Below are 14,163 nucleotides of genomic sequence, written 5' to 3'. Positions count from 1 at the left end.
AGTGTTCGCGCCGTCAAACTTCAGCCCAACTGGGGGTTCAGGACAACAACAAATCAGGACTCAAGATGAGAGTGACCGACATGAAAAACGATCTTTCCGCGCTCGGCGATCTTGCCCCGACGCGCCGCCAGTTGCTTGGCCTCGGCCTGGTGCTCGCGGGCGCTGCCGCCCTCAACGTGGTGCCCGGATTCGAGTTGCTGGCGTCCGCGCAGGCGGCCGTGCCGGCAGCCGCGCAGAAGATCGCCGATCATTTTTCCTCGGTTAAGTCGATGAGCGGCGAATTCGTGCAGTTCGGCCCCAAGGGCGAACAGACCGGCGGCAAGTTCTTCCTGGAAAGACCGGGCAAGATCCGCTTCAATTATGACGGATCCTCGAATTTCCGAGTGATTTCGGACGGCAAGTCGGTGGTCATCCTCAACAAGAAACTGAACACGTCCGATCTCTATCCCTTGTCGAAGACGCCGCTGAAACTGCTGCTCGACGACCGGATCGATCTCTCCGGAAACCGCGTCAAGAGCGTCAAGGAAGAGGACGACCTCACCACCATCCAGCTCTCGGACAAGTCGGTGTTCGGCAATGCGCGGATCACCATGATGTTCGATCCGAAGACCTATGATCTGCGCCAGTGGACGATCACCGATGCGCAGGGCAAGGACACCACGGTGATGATCTTCAACACCAAGGAAGGCGTCAGCTTCGCTCCCGACACGTTTGCCATCGACTATACGGCCAATCGCGAGCTGAATACGAAAACCAGATAGCTTTCCTCGCGCTGGCGAAGCCTTTCGTGCAGTTTCGGCGGCGCGGCGCCGACCTCCGCAACTGCTGCAATGCTTGTCTTTATGGCGCGGGGCTGGCAGTAGTTCGGCGATCTTTCGCCGGACCCGCCAAATGCCCTTTTCCATCGCCACCTGGAACATAAATTCCGTTCGCCTGCGCATGCCGATCATCGAGCGCCTGCTCGATGAATACGCACCCGATGTGCTTTGCCTGCAGGAAACAAAAGTTCCCGACGAGCTGTTCCCCGAAAAGGCCTTCCGCAGGCTCGGCTACGGGCACATCGCCTTTCACGGTCAGAAGGGCTATCACGGCGTGGCGACGGTCGCGCGCCGGCCGATCGCGGTGGTCGAGAAGCGCCGCTTCTGCGACATCGACGACAGCCGGCATTTGTCGGTGACCGTGCGGGCCGGCGGCAAGACGATCCTGCTGCACAATTTCTACGTTCCGGCGGGCGGTGACGAACCGGACCCGGAAGTCAACCGCAAATTCAGGCACAAGCTCGATTTCGTCGCCGAGATGAACGCAATCCGCGCCGAACACAGCGAAGTGTCCGCCTCGGTCCTGGTCGGCGACCTCAACATCGCGCCGCTCGAACACGATGTCTGGTCGCATAAGCAACTGCTCAACGTGGTCAGCCATACACCGGTCGAGACGGAGAGTTTCGAGGCCATGCGGCTGGCCGGCGACTGGGTCGACCTGATGCGGCTCAACGTGCCATCAGAACAGAAGCTCTACACCTGGTGGAGCTACCGCGCGCAGGACTGGGAGGCATCCAACCGCGGCCGGCGGCTTGACCATGTCTGGTCGTCACCGAACCTGGTGCCTGATTTCACCGGCTACGAAATCCTGCGGGCGGCGCGTGGCTGGGAACGTCCCTCGGACCATGTTCCGGTCATCGCGCGGTTCAACCTGGACTGATCAGCCGGGCCGGCGCTTTTCCCACTCCGGCGACAATTGCGTCAAGCCGCTCGGTCGCCATGATGAAGGGCAGGTCATTTTCGGTGGCGCGAACCAGCCGGAACTCCACCTGTCTCTCCCGTTCACTCGGAAAAGCGCGGCGCCAGCTTCTCGATGCGGTGGATCATTGCCTGAAAGTCTTCCAGGATGCGCTGGTGGAGCTGTGCCGCCAAATCCGGATATTCCTCCAGGATGCGGCGGAACATCTTTCGGCTGAGCCGGATCACCTCCGAATCGACCGCGGCCGATGCACTGGTCAGCCGGTTGGTGTCGGCGATCAGCGCCAGTTCGCTCAGCATGGTGCCGGGGCCGGCCGTGCCGATAGGGATGCGTTCGCCTGTCTGCTCGCGGTAGAGCACGATCTCTCCGCTGACCACGATATAGGCCGAATCAGCCATATCGTCCTCGCGATAGAGCTTGTGGTCTGCCTGCAGCAGCATGGTCTCGGCGCCGAAGGCGAGCAGGCGCAATTGTTCCTGCGTGAAGCCCTCGAAAAGCCTCACGGCTGACAGGATGCGGATGTCGTCATCCAGCGCCATCTAGCTGTGTCCCCGAACGGTCAGTCCAATCCCTCCTCTGCGGTGCGATCCAGAATCCCGCTCCAACAGGATCGCACCCAAAAGCAGCCCCGCCCAGACCGCTTATTGGATAATAAAATGTTTAAGGAACCAGCTTGTAGCCACCGCTTTCTGTCACAAGAATTTCCGCATTGGAAGGATCGCGCTCGATCTTCTGGCGCAGGCGATACACATGGGTTTCCAGCGTGTGCGTGGTAACGCCGGAATTGTAGCCCCACACCTCCTCGAGCAGCACGTCGCGCGTCACCACCTTCTGGTCGGCGCGGTAGAGATATTTGATGATCGAGGCCTCCTTCTCCGTCAGCCGCACCTTTGCGCCGCGCGGGTCGATCAGCAGCTTCTGGCTTGGCTTGAAGGTGTAGGGGCCGACCGAGAAGGTGGCGTCCTCGCTTTGCTCGTGCTGGCGCAGCTGCGCGCGGATGCGCGCCAAAAACACCGCGAAGCGGAACGGCTTCGTCACGTAGTCGTTGGCGCCGGCTTCGAGGCCAAGGATCGTGTCCGAATCGGTGTCGTGGCCGGTCAGCATGATGATGGGCGCCTTGTAGCCGCCCTTGCGCAGGATCTTCACCGCTTCGCGGCCGTCCATGTCGGGCAGGCCGACATCCATGATCAGCAGGTCGATGAGGCCGCCACGCGCCGCGGCGACGCCTTTTGCCGCAGTGGACTCCTGCAGCACGTCGAATTCCTCATAAAGGGACAATTGCTCGACCAACGTGCCGCGCAGGTCGTCATCGTCGTCGACGATCAGGATGGTTCGTGAAGTCATGGATCAATCCGTTGTTTTGAAAAGAAAATTCAGTTGACCGCTGCCTGTTTATGCGGAAGCTGACCGGCACAACAGCCGATCACAGTGATTTGTTCCGTGGCACGATCATACAAGAAAAAACACGATCGCAATGCAGCCGGCGCAATTTTGCGAAAAGGACTGCGGGTGCTGACCGTGCGGGCAAGGCCCGGCCGTCCCAGCCAGGGGCTGCTGCAGGCGGGCAGAACGGTGTTTGCCTGCGCGCTGGGGCGTGGCGGCATCTCGGCGGGCAAGCGCGAAGGCGACGGCGCCACGCCGCTTGGCCAAATGCGGATCCTGTCGGGTTATTTCCGTGGAGACCACTTCTCCAGCGGCCGCATCACCCGGCTGGCGATGACGCCGATCGGGCCTGATCTCGGCTGGTGCGAAGTGCCCGACGACCGAAACTATAACAGGCCGGTCAAGATCCCCTACGGCGCCAGCCACGAACGCATGCGGCGCGACGACAGGCTCTATGATGCCTGCCTTGTGCTCGACTGGAATATAACGCCGCGCCGCCGCGGACGCGGCAGCGCCATCTTCTTCCACCTGGCGCGCCCGGGCTTCACGCCCACGCAAGGCTGCGTCGCGGTGACCGCACGCACGATGGCGCGCCTTTTGCCGCTGCTGTCGGACCGGACGGTGGTGAGGGTGGTAAGGTAGGGAATGGTGTAGGGAATAGGCAGTAGGCAGTAGGGTTCTCTTTCTATTGCCTACTCCTAATTCCTATTCCCTTTTCCTTACCTGCCAGCCGATGTCGAGCAGGCCCAGCCGGCCGAGTTCGCGGTCCATGGCGCGGGAGACGTCTTTGCGCGTGGCGCCAACATCGCGCAACTGGCGATCCGACAGGTCCTCGATGTCGTCCTGCGGCAGGCTTGCCGCGACCTTGGCCTGGCGGAGCCAGTCGAACGCGGCGGTCAGCCAGTTCAGCCGGCTCGCGGGAGCTCTCAAAGCTATGTGAGACATGATACGGTTCCTTCCATCCGGACATAAAATCCGGTTTGATATTGGTTCGATGGTCGCATCATGCCCGATTGAAAGATTGGAGAGAAACGAGTAGTTCTTTCCGGATTATCAAGTTTTCTTTGAGGATCAGGACGCCATGACCGCGTCTGTTCTGGGGCCACGCTGATGGCCCGCCTGGTGCCGGGAACCCGGGCGCTGAGGACGCTGGAGGCAGCGGCCCGGCATCTCAATTTCACCCGGGCCGCCGACGAACTCGGCCTGACACCAGCCGCCGTCAGCCACCAGATCAAGGAGATCGAAGACCAGCTCGGCATCGTCCTGTTCACGCGCTCCAGCCGCAGCATCCGGCTGACGGAGGCCGGAACGGTGCTGTTCGAGGCCTCTGCCGATGCGCTCGACCTGCTTGGCAAGGCCGTCTCGCGGGCACAGAAGATGACGCGCGGCACGACGCTGCTGAAAGTGACGCTCGACGCCCAATTCGCGACGAAATGGCTGATGCGGCGGGTCGAGGATTTTCGAAAAAAACATGAAGGCATCGAACTCAGGTTCGACATCGCCTACGGATTGCGGGATTTCGACCTTGACGATGTCGATGTCGGCATCCGCTTCGGCGCCGGCAGATATCCGGGACTTTGCGCGCATCGGCTGTTCGACAACGTCATCATCCCGGTATGCAGCCCGAGCCTGCTGGCGTCAGGTCCGCCGCTGCGCGAACCGCGCGATCTCTTCCATCACACGCTTGCCCATATCGAATGGGCGCGTCAGGGCGTGACCTGGCCGAACTGGCGCATGTGGATGGCGGCAGCCGGCGTCGACGATTTCGACGACAGCCGCACCATCGTTTTCGGCACCTCGGCCGACGCGGTCCAGGCGGCGATGGAGGGCAGCGCCGTGGCGCTCGCCGATTTCGCCATGGTGGCCAACGACCTTTCCGAAGGCAGGTTGGTGCGGCCTTTCGAACTCGGCATCAAGGTCGCGCCGGAATTCGCCTATTTCCTGGTCTATCCCAAGGAACTGGTGAACGATCCGCGCATCGTTGCCTTTCGCACGTGGATTCTGGAGGAAATGGCAAAATCCCAAACCGCGGACCGGGTGTAGCGGAGGCCTTCAACTCGCTGCGGCGCCGAACCAGCCGACCACGGCGCCGACGATCAACAGCACGCCAAGCCAGTGGCCGCCGTCGATGATGGTCAGGTCCCAGCCGAAATTCTCGTAGCGATGATTGACCGACAGCGTGGTTGCGACGAAGCCGAGCCAAAGCACGAAACCGAAGACCAGTCCCGCCAGCAATGTCGGCTCGCCGCCAGTCACCGCGCCGACGACCAGGGCCATCACAAGCGCCATGACCAACTCGGCGATGAAAGAGATGAGAAACGGCAGCAACGATTTCTTCATGGTCGCCGGATCGAGTTTTGCAGCCTTCAGCCATGGCTTACTCAAACCGGTGTACCAGCCGGCGCCGAACAGCCACGCCAGGATTGCGGCGACGATCACCGCCAGCCAGTTAACCGCTGAAAAATCCATGATATCCCCCTCTGATACGGAGCTCATGGAAACGCCTGTTCAGTGGCGGCGTCAAGCCGGGCGCGCGGTGCTCCACCGCCAGACGGTGGTGCGTTTGATCTCGGCATCCTCGAGCGCCCGCGTCACCGGCACCTGGTAGACGCCAAGCGGTTCCAACCCCGACCGCGGCAGATAGGAGCGGCCGGGATCGCCGATCAGGATATCGGCGCCGCGCCGCTTCAGAGCCGCGAACCAGGGCGTCAGCCGGTCTGCGAACGGCTTGTCGTAGAAGACATCGCCGGCAAGAACCACGTCCCAGTCCGCATCCGTTCCGACGCAGTCATTCTGGACGAATTCGACCGCGACGCCATTGGCTTGCGCATTGAGGCGGACCGCCGTGGCGCAGAACGGGTCGATGTCGGCGGCGGTCACCCCTGCCGCGCCGGCTTTGGCTGCGGCGATGGCGACGAGACCGGAGCCGGAGGCGAAGTCGAGCACGCGCTTGCCCCGCACCATGGCCGGATTGTCGATGATATGGCGGGCAAGCCCCTGGCCGCCGGCCCAGGCAAAGGCCCAGAAAGGCGGCGGCAGCCCGATCTCGACCAGCTCGTCCTCCGTCCGCTGCCACAGATCATGCGCCTCGTCGGCAAGATACAGCGCAATCTCGGGCACATGCGGCGGCGCCATCAGCGCCGTATTGTCGAGGATGAAGCGTTCGGCGCTATGGCTCGTGAGAACCGTCACGGAGCCGGCGTCAGGCCACCCATGCGGCAGACTTCCTTCCATTCGGCCGGCGTCACCGGCTGCACGGAAAGCCGTCCGAGCCGCACCAGCGCCATGTCGGCGAGCTTGGGATTGGCCTTGACCTGCTCCAGCGTCGGCGGGTTCGGCACATCCTTGAAGGCGCGGATGTCGACGCATTCCCAGCGCGGATCGTCCGATGTGGTGTCGGGATGAGCCAGTGCGCACACTTCGGCGATGCCGACCACGTTCAGCCCCTCGTTGGAGTGGTAGAAGAAGCCGAGATCACCGATCTGCATGGCCTTCATGTTGTTGCGCGCCGCATAGTTGCGCACGCCGTCCCATTGCGTGCCTGCCTTGCCCTTGGCCTTCAACGCCTCGAACGAGAAGACCGAGGGTTCGGATTTGAACAGCCAGTAGTTCATTCGTATTGCTCCTCCAGCCCTGTACCGATTAATTAGCCGCCGGCTTGTTGAAGGTCCAGTTCCACTGGCGGACCTCGACGCTTTCGAACAGTCCCGCCTTGGCATAGGGATCGGCTGCCGACAGCGCCTGCGCGCCTGCCATGTCAGGCGCTTCGACGACGACGAGGCTGCCGTTGGACTTGCCGTCGGCGTCGAGGAACGGACCGGCGAAGGCCAGCTTCTTGTCGCTGTTCAGCCCTTCGAGAAAAGCGAGGTGCTCCGGCCGCGTATCGATGCGCACTTGCATGCTTCCGGGCTTGTCCTTGCAAATCAACGCGAACAACATGTCTCTGTCTCCTGATGCTGGAATCAATCGTCGGTTTCGGTCTTCAGCGGCCGGGTCATCAAGGCCGCCACAGCCTGCCGGATGGTGATGGTGCCGTCCAGTATGGCGGCGACTGCGGCGATGATAGGCGCGTCGATGCCGCGCTCGGTGGCGATGCGGGCGGCGATCGCCGCCGTCGGCACGCCTTCCGCCAGCGGCAGCCCGCCAAGCGGCTTGCCCTGGCCGAGCGCCAGTCCGTAGGCGAAGTTGCGCGATTGCGTGGACGAGCAGGTGAGCAGCAGGTCGCCAAGGCCGGAAAGCCCCATCAACGTCTCGGGTCTGGCGCCGAAGGCGGCACCGATGCGGCGCAGTTCGACGAAGCCGCGCGTCACCATGGCGGCCTGGGCACTGGCGCCAAGCCCGGCGCCAGTGACGGCACCCGCGGCGATGGCGAAGACGTTCTTCAAGGCGCCGCCGATCTCGACGCCGATCAAATCATCATTCGAATAGCAGCGCAGATTTTCCGCCGAGAAGCGCGCGGCAAGCTTGGCCGCCAGCGCCTCGTCCCGGGCGGCAACCACCACCGCCGTCGGCAAGCCCCGGGCAACGTCCGTGGCGAAGCTCGGACCGGACAGGGCGGCGACCGGATTCCCAGGCAGGATTTCCCCGACGATCGCCGACAGCAAGGCGCCGGTATCGCGCTCGATGCCCTTGGCGCATAGCACCAGCGGGACACCGGCCGGCATATGGCCGTTGGCGTGAGCAAGCATCGCCCGCAACGATTGCGCCGGCGTCACCGCCAGCACGCAATCGGCACCGTCGAGCGCGGCTTGGATGTTGCTCGTCGCCACGATGCCGGCCTGGAGCGCGATGCCAGGCAGATAGCGTCGATTTTCGCCGTGATCGATCGCGGCGACGGTCTCCGGGTCGCGCGCATAAAGGCGGACGAAATGGCCGGCGCGCAGCATAGCCAGCGCCAGAGCGGTACCCCAGGCCCCGCCACCGAGCACGGCAACGCGCCAGCCGGTTGGCGCGGTCTCGATGCCGCTCCTGCCCTCCTTGCTCCTGCCCTCCGTGTTCATGCCTTGGCCCCGCGCCGGCCCGAGCCGATCATCGGCGCGGAGATGCTGTCCAGCGGCCAGCGCGAGCGCGGCACGAAATCGAAGCCGTTTTCTTGCGCCAGGCCTTCGCGCATCCGCTCGATGCCGGCCCAGGCGATCATTGCCGCATTGTCGGTGCAAAGTTTCAGCGGTGGCGCGACGAAGGCGAAGCGCGCCTCGGCGCACAGCCGTTCCAGCGTCGCCTTGATCGTATGGTTGGCGGCGACGCCGCCGGCGACGACCAGCGCCGGCGCGGCCGTGTCGGGGAATTCCCGGCGGAACCGGGCGAGCGCGCGCGAGACACGGTCGCCCAGCGCGTCGGCCACCGCCGCCTGGAAGGACGCGCAGATGTCGGCGACGTCCCGGTCGCTCAAGGGCTCGATAGCGCTCGCCGCCTGGCGCACGGCGGTCTTCAGGCCGGAGAACGAAAAATCGGGCTGCGCCGATCCCTTCATCGGACGCGGGAAGGCAAAACGACCCGCATCGCCCGATGCCGCCGCCTTCTCGACATTGGGACCGCCGGGATAGGGCAGGCCAAGCATCTTGGCCGTCTTGTCGAATGCTTCGCCGAGCGCGTCGTCGATGGTCGTCGCCCAGCGCTGGTAGTCGCCGACACCGCGCACGGCCAGGATCTGTGTGTGGCCGCCGGAGACCAGCAGCAGGAGATAGGGAAAGTCGAGCCCATCGGTCAGCCGCGCCGTCAAGGCATGGCCTTCGAGATGGTTGACGGCGATCAGCGGCTTGCCGGTTGCGGCCGCGATCGCCTTGGCCGTCATCAGCCCGACGATGAGGCCCCCGACGAGGCCCGGACCTGCGGTCGCGGCGATGGCGTCGATGTCGGCCAGCGCCACGCCCGAATCGGCAAGGGCTGCCTCGACAATGCCGTCCAGCGCCTCGACATGGGCGCGCGCGGCGATCTCCGGCACAACCCCGCCGAAGGCGGCATGCTCCTCGATCTGCGACAGCACGATATTGGACAGGATTTTGGGCGCGGCATCGCCCTCCAACGCCACGACGCTGGCGGCGGTCTCGTCACAACTCGTTTCAATGCCCAGAACGCGGATCAAATTGGTCGCTGTCCCCAAGGATTGTGTATCGGGGCATTCCCCGGTAGGAGACGCCCGGAAAAGGCGACTTCGCTTGCCGGGGGGTTATCACGGACCGCGCGCCATGCAAACAATCTTGAAGATCGGAACACGCGGCAGCCCGCTGGCGCTGGCGCAGGCGCAGGAAACCCAGGCGCGGCTTATGGCGGCGCATGGTTTGCCGCAAGAAGCGTTCGAAATCGTCGTCATCTCGACCAGCGGCGACCGCATCCAGGACCGGCCGCTGTCGGAAGCTGGCGGCAAGGGCCTGTTCACCAAGGAGATCGAGGAGGCGCTGCTCGCCCGCGCGATCGACATTGCCGTGCATTCCTCGAAGGACATGCCGACGCAGTTGCCCGACGGCCTGGAGCTCTCAGCCTTTTTGCCGCGTGAGGACGCACGCGACGCCTTTGTCGGCAGGGCGGCTAAGACGATTGCAGACCTGCCGCGTGGCGCCAAAGTCGGCTCGTCGTCGCTCAGGCGGCAGGCGCTGATCCGCCGCATGCGGCCGGATCTCGACGTGGTGATGTTTCGTGGCAATGTGCAGACGCGGCTGCGCAAGCTCGATGAAGGCGTCGCCGCCGGCACCATCCTCGCCCATGCCGGGCTGAAGCGGCTCGGGCTCGGCCACGTGGTCACCGATCTGATCCCGCTCGACATCTTTCCGCCGGCGCCGGGCCAAGGCGCGATCGGCATCGAAACCCGCATAGGCGATGGCGACGTCGAACAGATGCTGGCGGCCATCCACGACCTGCCGACCGGACAGGCGCTGGCTTGCGAGCGCGCTTTCCTGGCGGCCCTCGACGGCTCTTGCCGCACGCCGATTGCCGGTCATGCCGTGATAGACGGCGCGGACCTTTCTTTCGCGGGATTGATCATCTCGCCTGATGGCACGCAGTCGCACATGGTCGAGATGAAAGGCCCGGCGCTGGATGCCGCCCGCATCGGTGAAGAGGCGGCAAGGACGGTGCGGGCCAGGGCCGGCGAGACATTCTTCGACGGCTGGGCCTGATGGTGCAGCGCGTTCTGGTGACGCGGCCTGAACCGAGCGCCTCCCGCACCGCGCGACTGCTCAAGGACATGGGGTTTCTACCGGTGCTTTTGCCGCTGACCGAGACGGTGACCTTGCCGATCGATGCGGACCTCGTCATCGGCAATGCCGTGGCCGTTGCGGTGACCAGCGCCAATGGCGTGCGCTTTGCGCCTAAGGAGGTCGTCGCCCGGCTTTCGGACTTGCCTTGCCATGCCGTCGGCAAGAGGACCGCGCAAGCCGCGCGTGAAGCAGGATTTTTGTCCGTCAGCGAAGGTCCCGGCAATGCCGAAGGTCTTGCCGGCAGTCTTGCCGGCGAATTCCAGGGCAAGACCATTGTCTATCTCTGCGGACGCGTGCGCTTCCCGGCATTCGAGCAGCGGCTGCAAGCTGCCGACGTCGGGGTCCGCCCCGTCGAGACATACGACACGCTCGCCGTGACCTATTCGGACGAGGCCGTGCTTGCCCGTCTGTCGGGGCAAACCGCGGATGCGGTGCTGCTCTATTCCGCCAGGGCGGCTACCGCGCTGCAGGCCCTGGTCAGGCGGCCTGCGCTGCATGAAGCCTTTGACAAGACGCGGGTTTTTGCCCTGTCGCATCGCATCGCCGCCGTCCTTGGCGACGTCGCTGGCGACCGTATCCACATAGCCGCGCGGCCCGACGAGGGTGCGCTGCTTTCGCTTTTGCGGCCCGGGTCCTGAGCCGCGTCATCACACCGCCCCTTTTCACCGCTTGGTGATGTGCTAGACCCTCTTTGAACCATCCCCAAGCGAATTTGCGGAGCCCAAGCATGGTGAAGACGCCGAAGATGCGACATTCGAAAAGCCGCCGCGAGCCGGTGACCATCGAACTTGAGCCCGGCGCCGTTTCCCGCATCGCCGACGAGAATGCCGCCAGGGCCGGGGCGCAAACCGATGAGGCCAAGGCGGAGGAAGCCGCGAACGCCTCGCAGCCGGAGGCGCCCGAAGAGCCTGTGCACGCCGACCAGACCGATCTAGAACCCTGGGAGCACGCCGAGGCGACAGCGCCCCGATCGGAACGATCCGCGGAAAGCGCCGCCAAGGCGGACGAACCGGCGGCAGCCTACCCCGGTTCCCCGGAGGACGCCGCTGGCAAGGCCGGCGCCTTCGACTACAGTTTCGAGGACGCTTCGGCGAAGCGCGCCGAACCTGAACCGGCCGGGCGGGTGACCGGCGCCTCGGCGGCGAACGGGAAAACCGCATCCGCACCGCCACCGCCGAAGCGGGTCAACGGCATCGCGGCCGGCATCATCGGCGGTGTCATCGCACTGGTCGGCGCCGGCGGATTGCAGTTCGCCGGCCTGCTCGGCGCGCCGGGGTCCGCTCCCAGCGTCTCGCTCGAAGGCGTCAACGGCGAAATCGGCGCGCTCAGAACCGAGATCGCGGATCTGAGGCAAGCCGGCGACGGCGGTGCGTCGGCCAAGGTCGACGGGTTGTCCGCGGCGTTGGATCAGGTCAGGACGGATGTCGCAGCGCTCAAATCGGCGGTCGAGCAAGGCGGAGCGGGCGACAATGCCGGGCTGGCCGCGCTTGGCGACAAGGTCAGGCAGATCGAGACGGCGGTTGCGGCGCTAGGCAAGGCCGGCAACCCGGCTCCAGTCGATCTCGGCCCGCTCAATGAAAGGCTGGCTGGCCTCGATGCGCTGGTCAAATCGGCCGGCGAGGCGGCGGCGAAGCAGGACGGCCGGCTCACCGCGCTGGAGCAGTCGGTGGCGCAGCTTTCCGGCAAGGTCGAGGCGCAGGCCGGACAGCCGAAGGTCGCGCTCGCCATCGCCGCTTCGGCACTGAAGGCGGCGCTCGACCGTGGCGCGCCGTTCGGTGCCGAACTCGAGACCTTCGCCGCGATCGCGCCGGACGCGCCGCAGCTTGCGGCTCTGCGCGCCTACGCGCAAAAGGGCGTCCAGACCCGCACCGAGATCGCATCGCAGATGGATGCCGCCGCCAACGCCATGGTCGCGGCGGCCACGCCGGTCGACGAAAATGCCGGGCTGCTGCAGAACCTTCTGTCGAGCGCCGAATCGCTGGTCAAGGTCCGGCCGATCGGCGCTGTCCAGGGCGCCGGCGCGCCGGAAACCATTGCGCGCATGGAGGTGGCGGTCAATCAGGGCGACTATGCCAAGGCGCTCACAGAATATGAGACGCTGCCCGCGCCTGCAAAGGCGGCCGGCGCCGATTTTGCCGGCAAGCTGAAGGCACGCATCGAGGTCGAGACGCTGATCGATGCGCTGATATCAGGCGCGATGAAGGCGTGAGGAACTGGCGATGATCCGAATCCTGCTCTTCCTCGCCGTCGTCTTCGCGCTGGGCCTAGGCTTTGCCTGGCTGGCGGACCGGCCGGGCGACATGGTCATCACCTTCAACGGCTACCAGTATCAGGTCAGCCTGATGGTGGCGGCGGTGGCGGTGGTCGCCGTCGTCGCGGCGGTGATGATCCTGTGGTGGCTGATCAAGTCGGTCTGGAACAGCCCCTACACCATTTCGCGCTATTTCCGGGTGCGGCGCCGCGACCGCGGCTATCAGGCGCTGTCGACCGGCATGATCGCCGCCGGCGCCGGCGACGGCGCGCTGGCCCGCAAGAAGACCAAGGAAGCGGCCAAGCTGATCCGCTCCGACCAGGAGCCATTGATCCATCTGCTCGAGGCCCAGGCTTCGCTGCTCGAAGGCGACCACGAAGGCGCGCGCCAGAAATTCGAGAGCATGCTCGACGATCCCGAAATGCGGCTGCTCGGCCTGCGCGGGCTTTATCTCGAAGCCGAGCGCCTGGGGGACCGCAATGCCGCCAGGCACTATGCTGGGCGCGCCGCCGGCATGGCGCCGCAACTGGCCTGGGCGGCCGAATCGACGCTTGAAGAGCTGACCGGGCGCGGCGACTGGGACGGCGCGCTGAAGCTGGTCGAGGCGCAGAAGGCGACCCGCCAGATCGAACGTGACGCCGCCAACCGCCGACGCGCAGTTCTGTTGACCGCCAAGGCGCAGTCACTCGCCGACAGCGATCCCGCAGCTGCCCGCACGGCGGCGATAGAGGCCAATCGGCTGCAGCCGGAGTTCGCGCCGGCCGCGGTCGCGGCTGCGACGCTGCTGTTTCGCCAGAACGACGTGCGCAAGGGCTCGAAGATCCTCGAGACAGCCTGGAGGGCCGAACCGCATCCGGAGATAGCGGAGCTCTATACCCATGCCAGGCCGGGTGACGCCGTGCTCGATCGCCTCAACCGGGCGAGGAAATTGCAGGAGATGAAGAAGAACCACGCCGAATCCTCGATGACGGTGGCGCGCGCCGCGCTCGATGCACAGGATTTTGCGACTGCCCGCCGCGAAGCCGAGGCGGCGATCCGGATGGACCGCCGCGAGGGCGCCTATCTGCTTTTGGCCGACATCGAAGAAGCCGAGACGGGCGACCAAGGCAAGGTGCGACAGCTCTTGTCCAAGGCGGTGCGGGCGCCGCGCGACCCGGCCTGGGTCGCCGACGGCGTCGTCTCGGAGCGCTGGGGGCCGGTATCGCCGGTCACCGGCCGGCTTGACGCCTTCGAGTGGCGCGCCCCGATGGAGCGTCTCGGCCAGCTGATCGACAGCCGTGACGATGCGCCGGACGCCCCGGCGGTGGCGATCGAGGCGCCGGGCAGGCCGGCGCAGGAAGAGTCGGTCGAGGTGATCGATCACGCTGGCCCGGGCGGCGAGACGGCCGGCAAGCAGGCCGAGAACGATCAGGACCACGTCAGGCCGGTGACGGCGCAGGCTTTCGCCGCGGTGCCCGCCGATGCCGAGGCCGTCGAACCGGCGCAGGAACTGGCACGCCTGCCGGACGATCCCGGCGTCGATCCGGACGATGCGGCGGAAAAGTCGCCGCGCCGGTTCCGGTTGTTTTGAGTTGGCTGGGTGGCCCGGCCGTTTGG

General features: G+C 65.2%; 17 protein-coding genes. 8 read left to right on the top strand and 9 right to left on the bottom strand.

Annotated elements, in window-relative coordinates; all coding sequences use genetic code 11:
• Nucleotides 1-80: 80 nt before the first annotated feature.
• The gene (locus FJ953_RS26630) at nucleotides 81-761 is read left to right on the top strand and encodes an outer membrane lipoprotein carrier protein LolA (protein ID WP_140513951.1); all 681 of its coding nucleotides are present in this window, start codon (nucleotides 81-83) and stop codon (nucleotides 759-761) included.
• Nucleotides 762-891: 130 nt separating this feature from the next.
• Entirely contained in the window at nucleotides 892-1,698 is an 807-nt protein-coding gene (locus FJ953_RS26625) for an exodeoxyribonuclease III (protein ID WP_140492674.1), read from the top strand.
• A gap of 122 nt (nucleotides 1,699-1,820) precedes the next feature.
• On the opposite strand, the gene FJ953_RS26615 is transcribed toward FJ953_RS26625, so the two are convergent.
• Nucleotides 1,821-2,276: a cyclic nucleotide-binding domain-containing protein gene (locus FJ953_RS26615; RefSeq protein ID WP_140492671.1), complete on the bottom strand. Its 456-nt coding sequence runs from the start codon at nucleotides 2,274-2,276 to the stop codon at nucleotides 1,821-1,823.
• Between the two features lie 121 nt (nucleotides 2,277-2,397).
• On the bottom strand, nucleotides 2,398-3,081 hold the full coding sequence (locus FJ953_RS26610; protein WP_140625410.1) for a response regulator transcription factor: 684 nt from the start codon (nucleotides 3,079-3,081) through the stop codon (nucleotides 2,398-2,400).
• Nucleotides 3,082-3,225: 144 nt separating this feature from the next.
• On the opposite strand from FJ953_RS26610, the gene FJ953_RS26605 reads away from it, so the two are divergent.
• Nucleotides 3,226-3,762, top strand: coding sequence for a L,D-transpeptidase (locus FJ953_RS26605; RefSeq protein ID WP_181165209.1), 537 nt, complete (start codon nucleotides 3,226-3,228; stop codon nucleotides 3,760-3,762).
• Between the two features lie 63 nt (nucleotides 3,763-3,825).
• On the opposite strand, the gene FJ953_RS26600 is transcribed toward FJ953_RS26605, so the two are convergent.
• Nucleotides 3,826-4,065 (bottom strand): hypothetical protein, encoded by a 240-nt coding sequence (locus FJ953_RS26600; protein ID WP_140513952.1) that lies wholly within the window; start codon nucleotides 4,063-4,065, stop codon nucleotides 3,826-3,828.
• Nucleotides 4,066-4,230: 165 nt separating this feature from the next.
• Here FJ953_RS26600 and gcvA point away from each other — a divergent pair, with 165 nt between their 5' ends.
• Nucleotides 4,231-5,163: a transcriptional regulator GcvA gene (gcvA, locus tag FJ953_RS26595; protein WP_140492662.1), complete on the top strand. Its 933-nt coding sequence runs from the start codon at nucleotides 4,231-4,233 to the stop codon at nucleotides 5,161-5,163.
• 9 nt (nucleotides 5,164-5,172) lie between these two features.
• On the opposite strand, the gene FJ953_RS26590 is transcribed toward gcvA, so the two are convergent.
• From FJ953_RS26590 to tsaD, 6 genes are read right to left on the bottom strand one after another with little or no spacing between them, the layout of a single operon-like run.
• Nucleotides 5,173-5,589 carry a DUF1761 domain-containing protein gene (locus FJ953_RS26590; RefSeq protein WP_140513953.1) on the bottom strand — a complete coding sequence of 139 codons (417 nt, stop codon included), beginning with the start codon at nucleotides 5,587-5,589 and terminating at the stop codon, nucleotides 5,173-5,175.
• A 51-nt stretch (nucleotides 5,590-5,640) separates the two neighbouring features.
• The gene (locus FJ953_RS26585) at nucleotides 5,641-6,312 is read right to left on the bottom strand and encodes a methyltransferase (protein ID WP_140513954.1); all 672 of its coding nucleotides are present in this window, start codon (nucleotides 6,310-6,312) and stop codon (nucleotides 5,641-5,643) included.
• Entirely contained in the window at nucleotides 6,309-6,734 is a 426-nt protein-coding gene (locus tag FJ953_RS26580) for an EVE domain-containing protein (RefSeq protein ID WP_140492656.1), read from the bottom strand. Before FJ953_RS26580 ends, FJ953_RS26585 begins: the two co-directional genes overlap by 4 nt.
• A gap of 28 nt (nucleotides 6,735-6,762) precedes the next feature.
• Nucleotides 6,763-7,059 carry a YciI-like protein gene (locus tag FJ953_RS26575; RefSeq protein WP_140554833.1) on the bottom strand — a complete coding sequence of 99 codons (297 nt, stop codon included), beginning with the start codon at nucleotides 7,057-7,059 and terminating at the stop codon, nucleotides 6,763-6,765.
• A gap of 23 nt (nucleotides 7,060-7,082) precedes the next feature.
• Nucleotides 7,083-8,120 (bottom strand): NAD(P)H-dependent glycerol-3-phosphate dehydrogenase, encoded by a 1,038-nt coding sequence (locus FJ953_RS26570; protein WP_140625409.1) that lies wholly within the window; start codon nucleotides 8,118-8,120, stop codon nucleotides 7,083-7,085.
• A complete protein-coding gene (tsaD, locus tag FJ953_RS26565) occupies nucleotides 8,117-9,202 on the bottom strand; it encodes a tRNA (adenosine(37)-N6)-threonylcarbamoyltransferase complex transferase subunit TsaD (RefSeq protein ID WP_181167281.1) in 1,086 nt (361 codons plus the stop codon). Before tsaD ends, FJ953_RS26570 begins: the two co-directional genes overlap by 4 nt.
• A gap of 106 nt (nucleotides 9,203-9,308) precedes the next feature.
• On the opposite strand from tsaD, the gene hemC reads away from it, so the two are divergent.
• The 4 genes from hemC (at nucleotide 9,309) to FJ953_RS26545 (ending at nucleotide 14,137) form a co-directional block, all read left to right on the top strand.
• Nucleotides 9,309-10,235 carry a hydroxymethylbilane synthase gene (hemC, locus tag FJ953_RS26560; protein ID WP_140625408.1) on the top strand — a complete coding sequence of 309 codons (927 nt, stop codon included), beginning with the start codon at nucleotides 9,309-9,311 and terminating at the stop codon, nucleotides 10,233-10,235.
• Between the two features lie 2 nt (nucleotides 10,236-10,237).
• Nucleotides 10,238-10,954, top strand: coding sequence for a uroporphyrinogen-III synthase (locus tag FJ953_RS26555; RefSeq protein ID WP_140625417.1), 717 nt, complete (start codon nucleotides 10,238-10,240; stop codon nucleotides 10,952-10,954).
• 89 nt (nucleotides 10,955-11,043) lie between these two features.
• Nucleotides 11,044-12,525, top strand: coding sequence for a mitofilin family membrane protein (locus FJ953_RS26550; RefSeq protein ID WP_140625407.1), 1,482 nt, complete (start codon nucleotides 11,044-11,046; stop codon nucleotides 12,523-12,525).
• Nucleotides 12,526-12,535: 10 nt separating this feature from the next.
• Nucleotides 12,536-14,137, top strand: coding sequence for a heme biosynthesis protein HemY (locus tag FJ953_RS26545; protein WP_140625406.1), 1,602 nt, complete (start codon nucleotides 12,536-12,538; stop codon nucleotides 14,135-14,137).
• Nucleotides 14,138-14,163 lie beyond the last annotated feature (26 nt).

The organism is Mesorhizobium sp. B2-3-6 (assembly GCF_006442305.1).
Lineage (GTDB): Bacteria > Pseudomonadota > Alphaproteobacteria > Rhizobiales > Rhizobiaceae > Mesorhizobium.
Note: the sequence above shows the minus strand (reverse complement) of the source record. Positions and strands in the feature narration are given on the sequence as shown.

Bases quoted from the DNA above. Each gene is read 5' to 3' on its own strand.
- FJ953_RS26610 (WP_140625410.1), bottom strand. From the start codon at position 3,081: ATGACTTCACGAACCATCCTGATCGTCGACGACGATGACGACCTGCGC.
- FJ953_RS26580 (WP_140492656.1), bottom strand. From the start codon at position 6,734: ATGAACTACTGGCTGTTCAAATCCGAACCCTCGGTCTTCTCGTTCGAG.
- FJ953_RS26570 (WP_140625409.1), bottom strand. From the start codon at position 8,120: ATGAACACGGAGGGCAGGAGCAAGGAGGGCAGGAGCGGCATCGAGACC.
- FJ953_RS26545 (WP_140625406.1), top strand. From the start codon at position 12,536: ATGATCCGAATCCTGCTCTTCCTCGCCGTCGTCTTCGCGCTGGGCCTA.
- FJ953_RS26550 (WP_140625407.1), top strand. From the start codon at position 11,044: ATGGTGAAGACGCCGAAGATGCGACATTCGAAAAGCCGCCGCGAGCCG.
- FJ953_RS26630 (WP_140513951.1), top strand. From the start codon at position 81: ATGAAAAACGATCTTTCCGCGCTCGGCGATCTTGCCCCGACGCGCCGC.
- FJ953_RS26575 (WP_140554833.1), bottom strand. From the start codon at position 7,059: ATGTTGTTCGCGTTGATTTGCAAGGACAAGCCCGGAAGCATGCAAGTG.
- FJ953_RS26590 (WP_140513953.1), bottom strand. From the start codon at position 5,589: ATGGATTTTTCAGCGGTTAACTGGCTGGCGGTGATCGTCGCCGCAATC.
- hemC (WP_140625408.1), top strand. From the start codon at position 9,309: ATGCAAACAATCTTGAAGATCGGAACACGCGGCAGCCCGCTGGCGCTG.
- gcvA (WP_140492662.1), top strand. From the start codon at position 4,231: ATGGCCCGCCTGGTGCCGGGAACCCGGGCGCTGAGGACGCTGGAGGCA.
- FJ953_RS26600 (WP_140513952.1), bottom strand. From the start codon at position 4,065: ATGTCTCACATAGCTTTGAGAGCTCCCGCGAGCCGGCTGAACTGGCTG.
- FJ953_RS26615 (WP_140492671.1), bottom strand. From the start codon at position 2,276: ATGGCGCTGGATGACGACATCCGCATCCTGTCAGCCGTGAGGCTTTTC.
- FJ953_RS26625 (WP_140492674.1), top strand. From the start codon at position 892: ATGCCCTTTTCCATCGCCACCTGGAACATAAATTCCGTTCGCCTGCGC.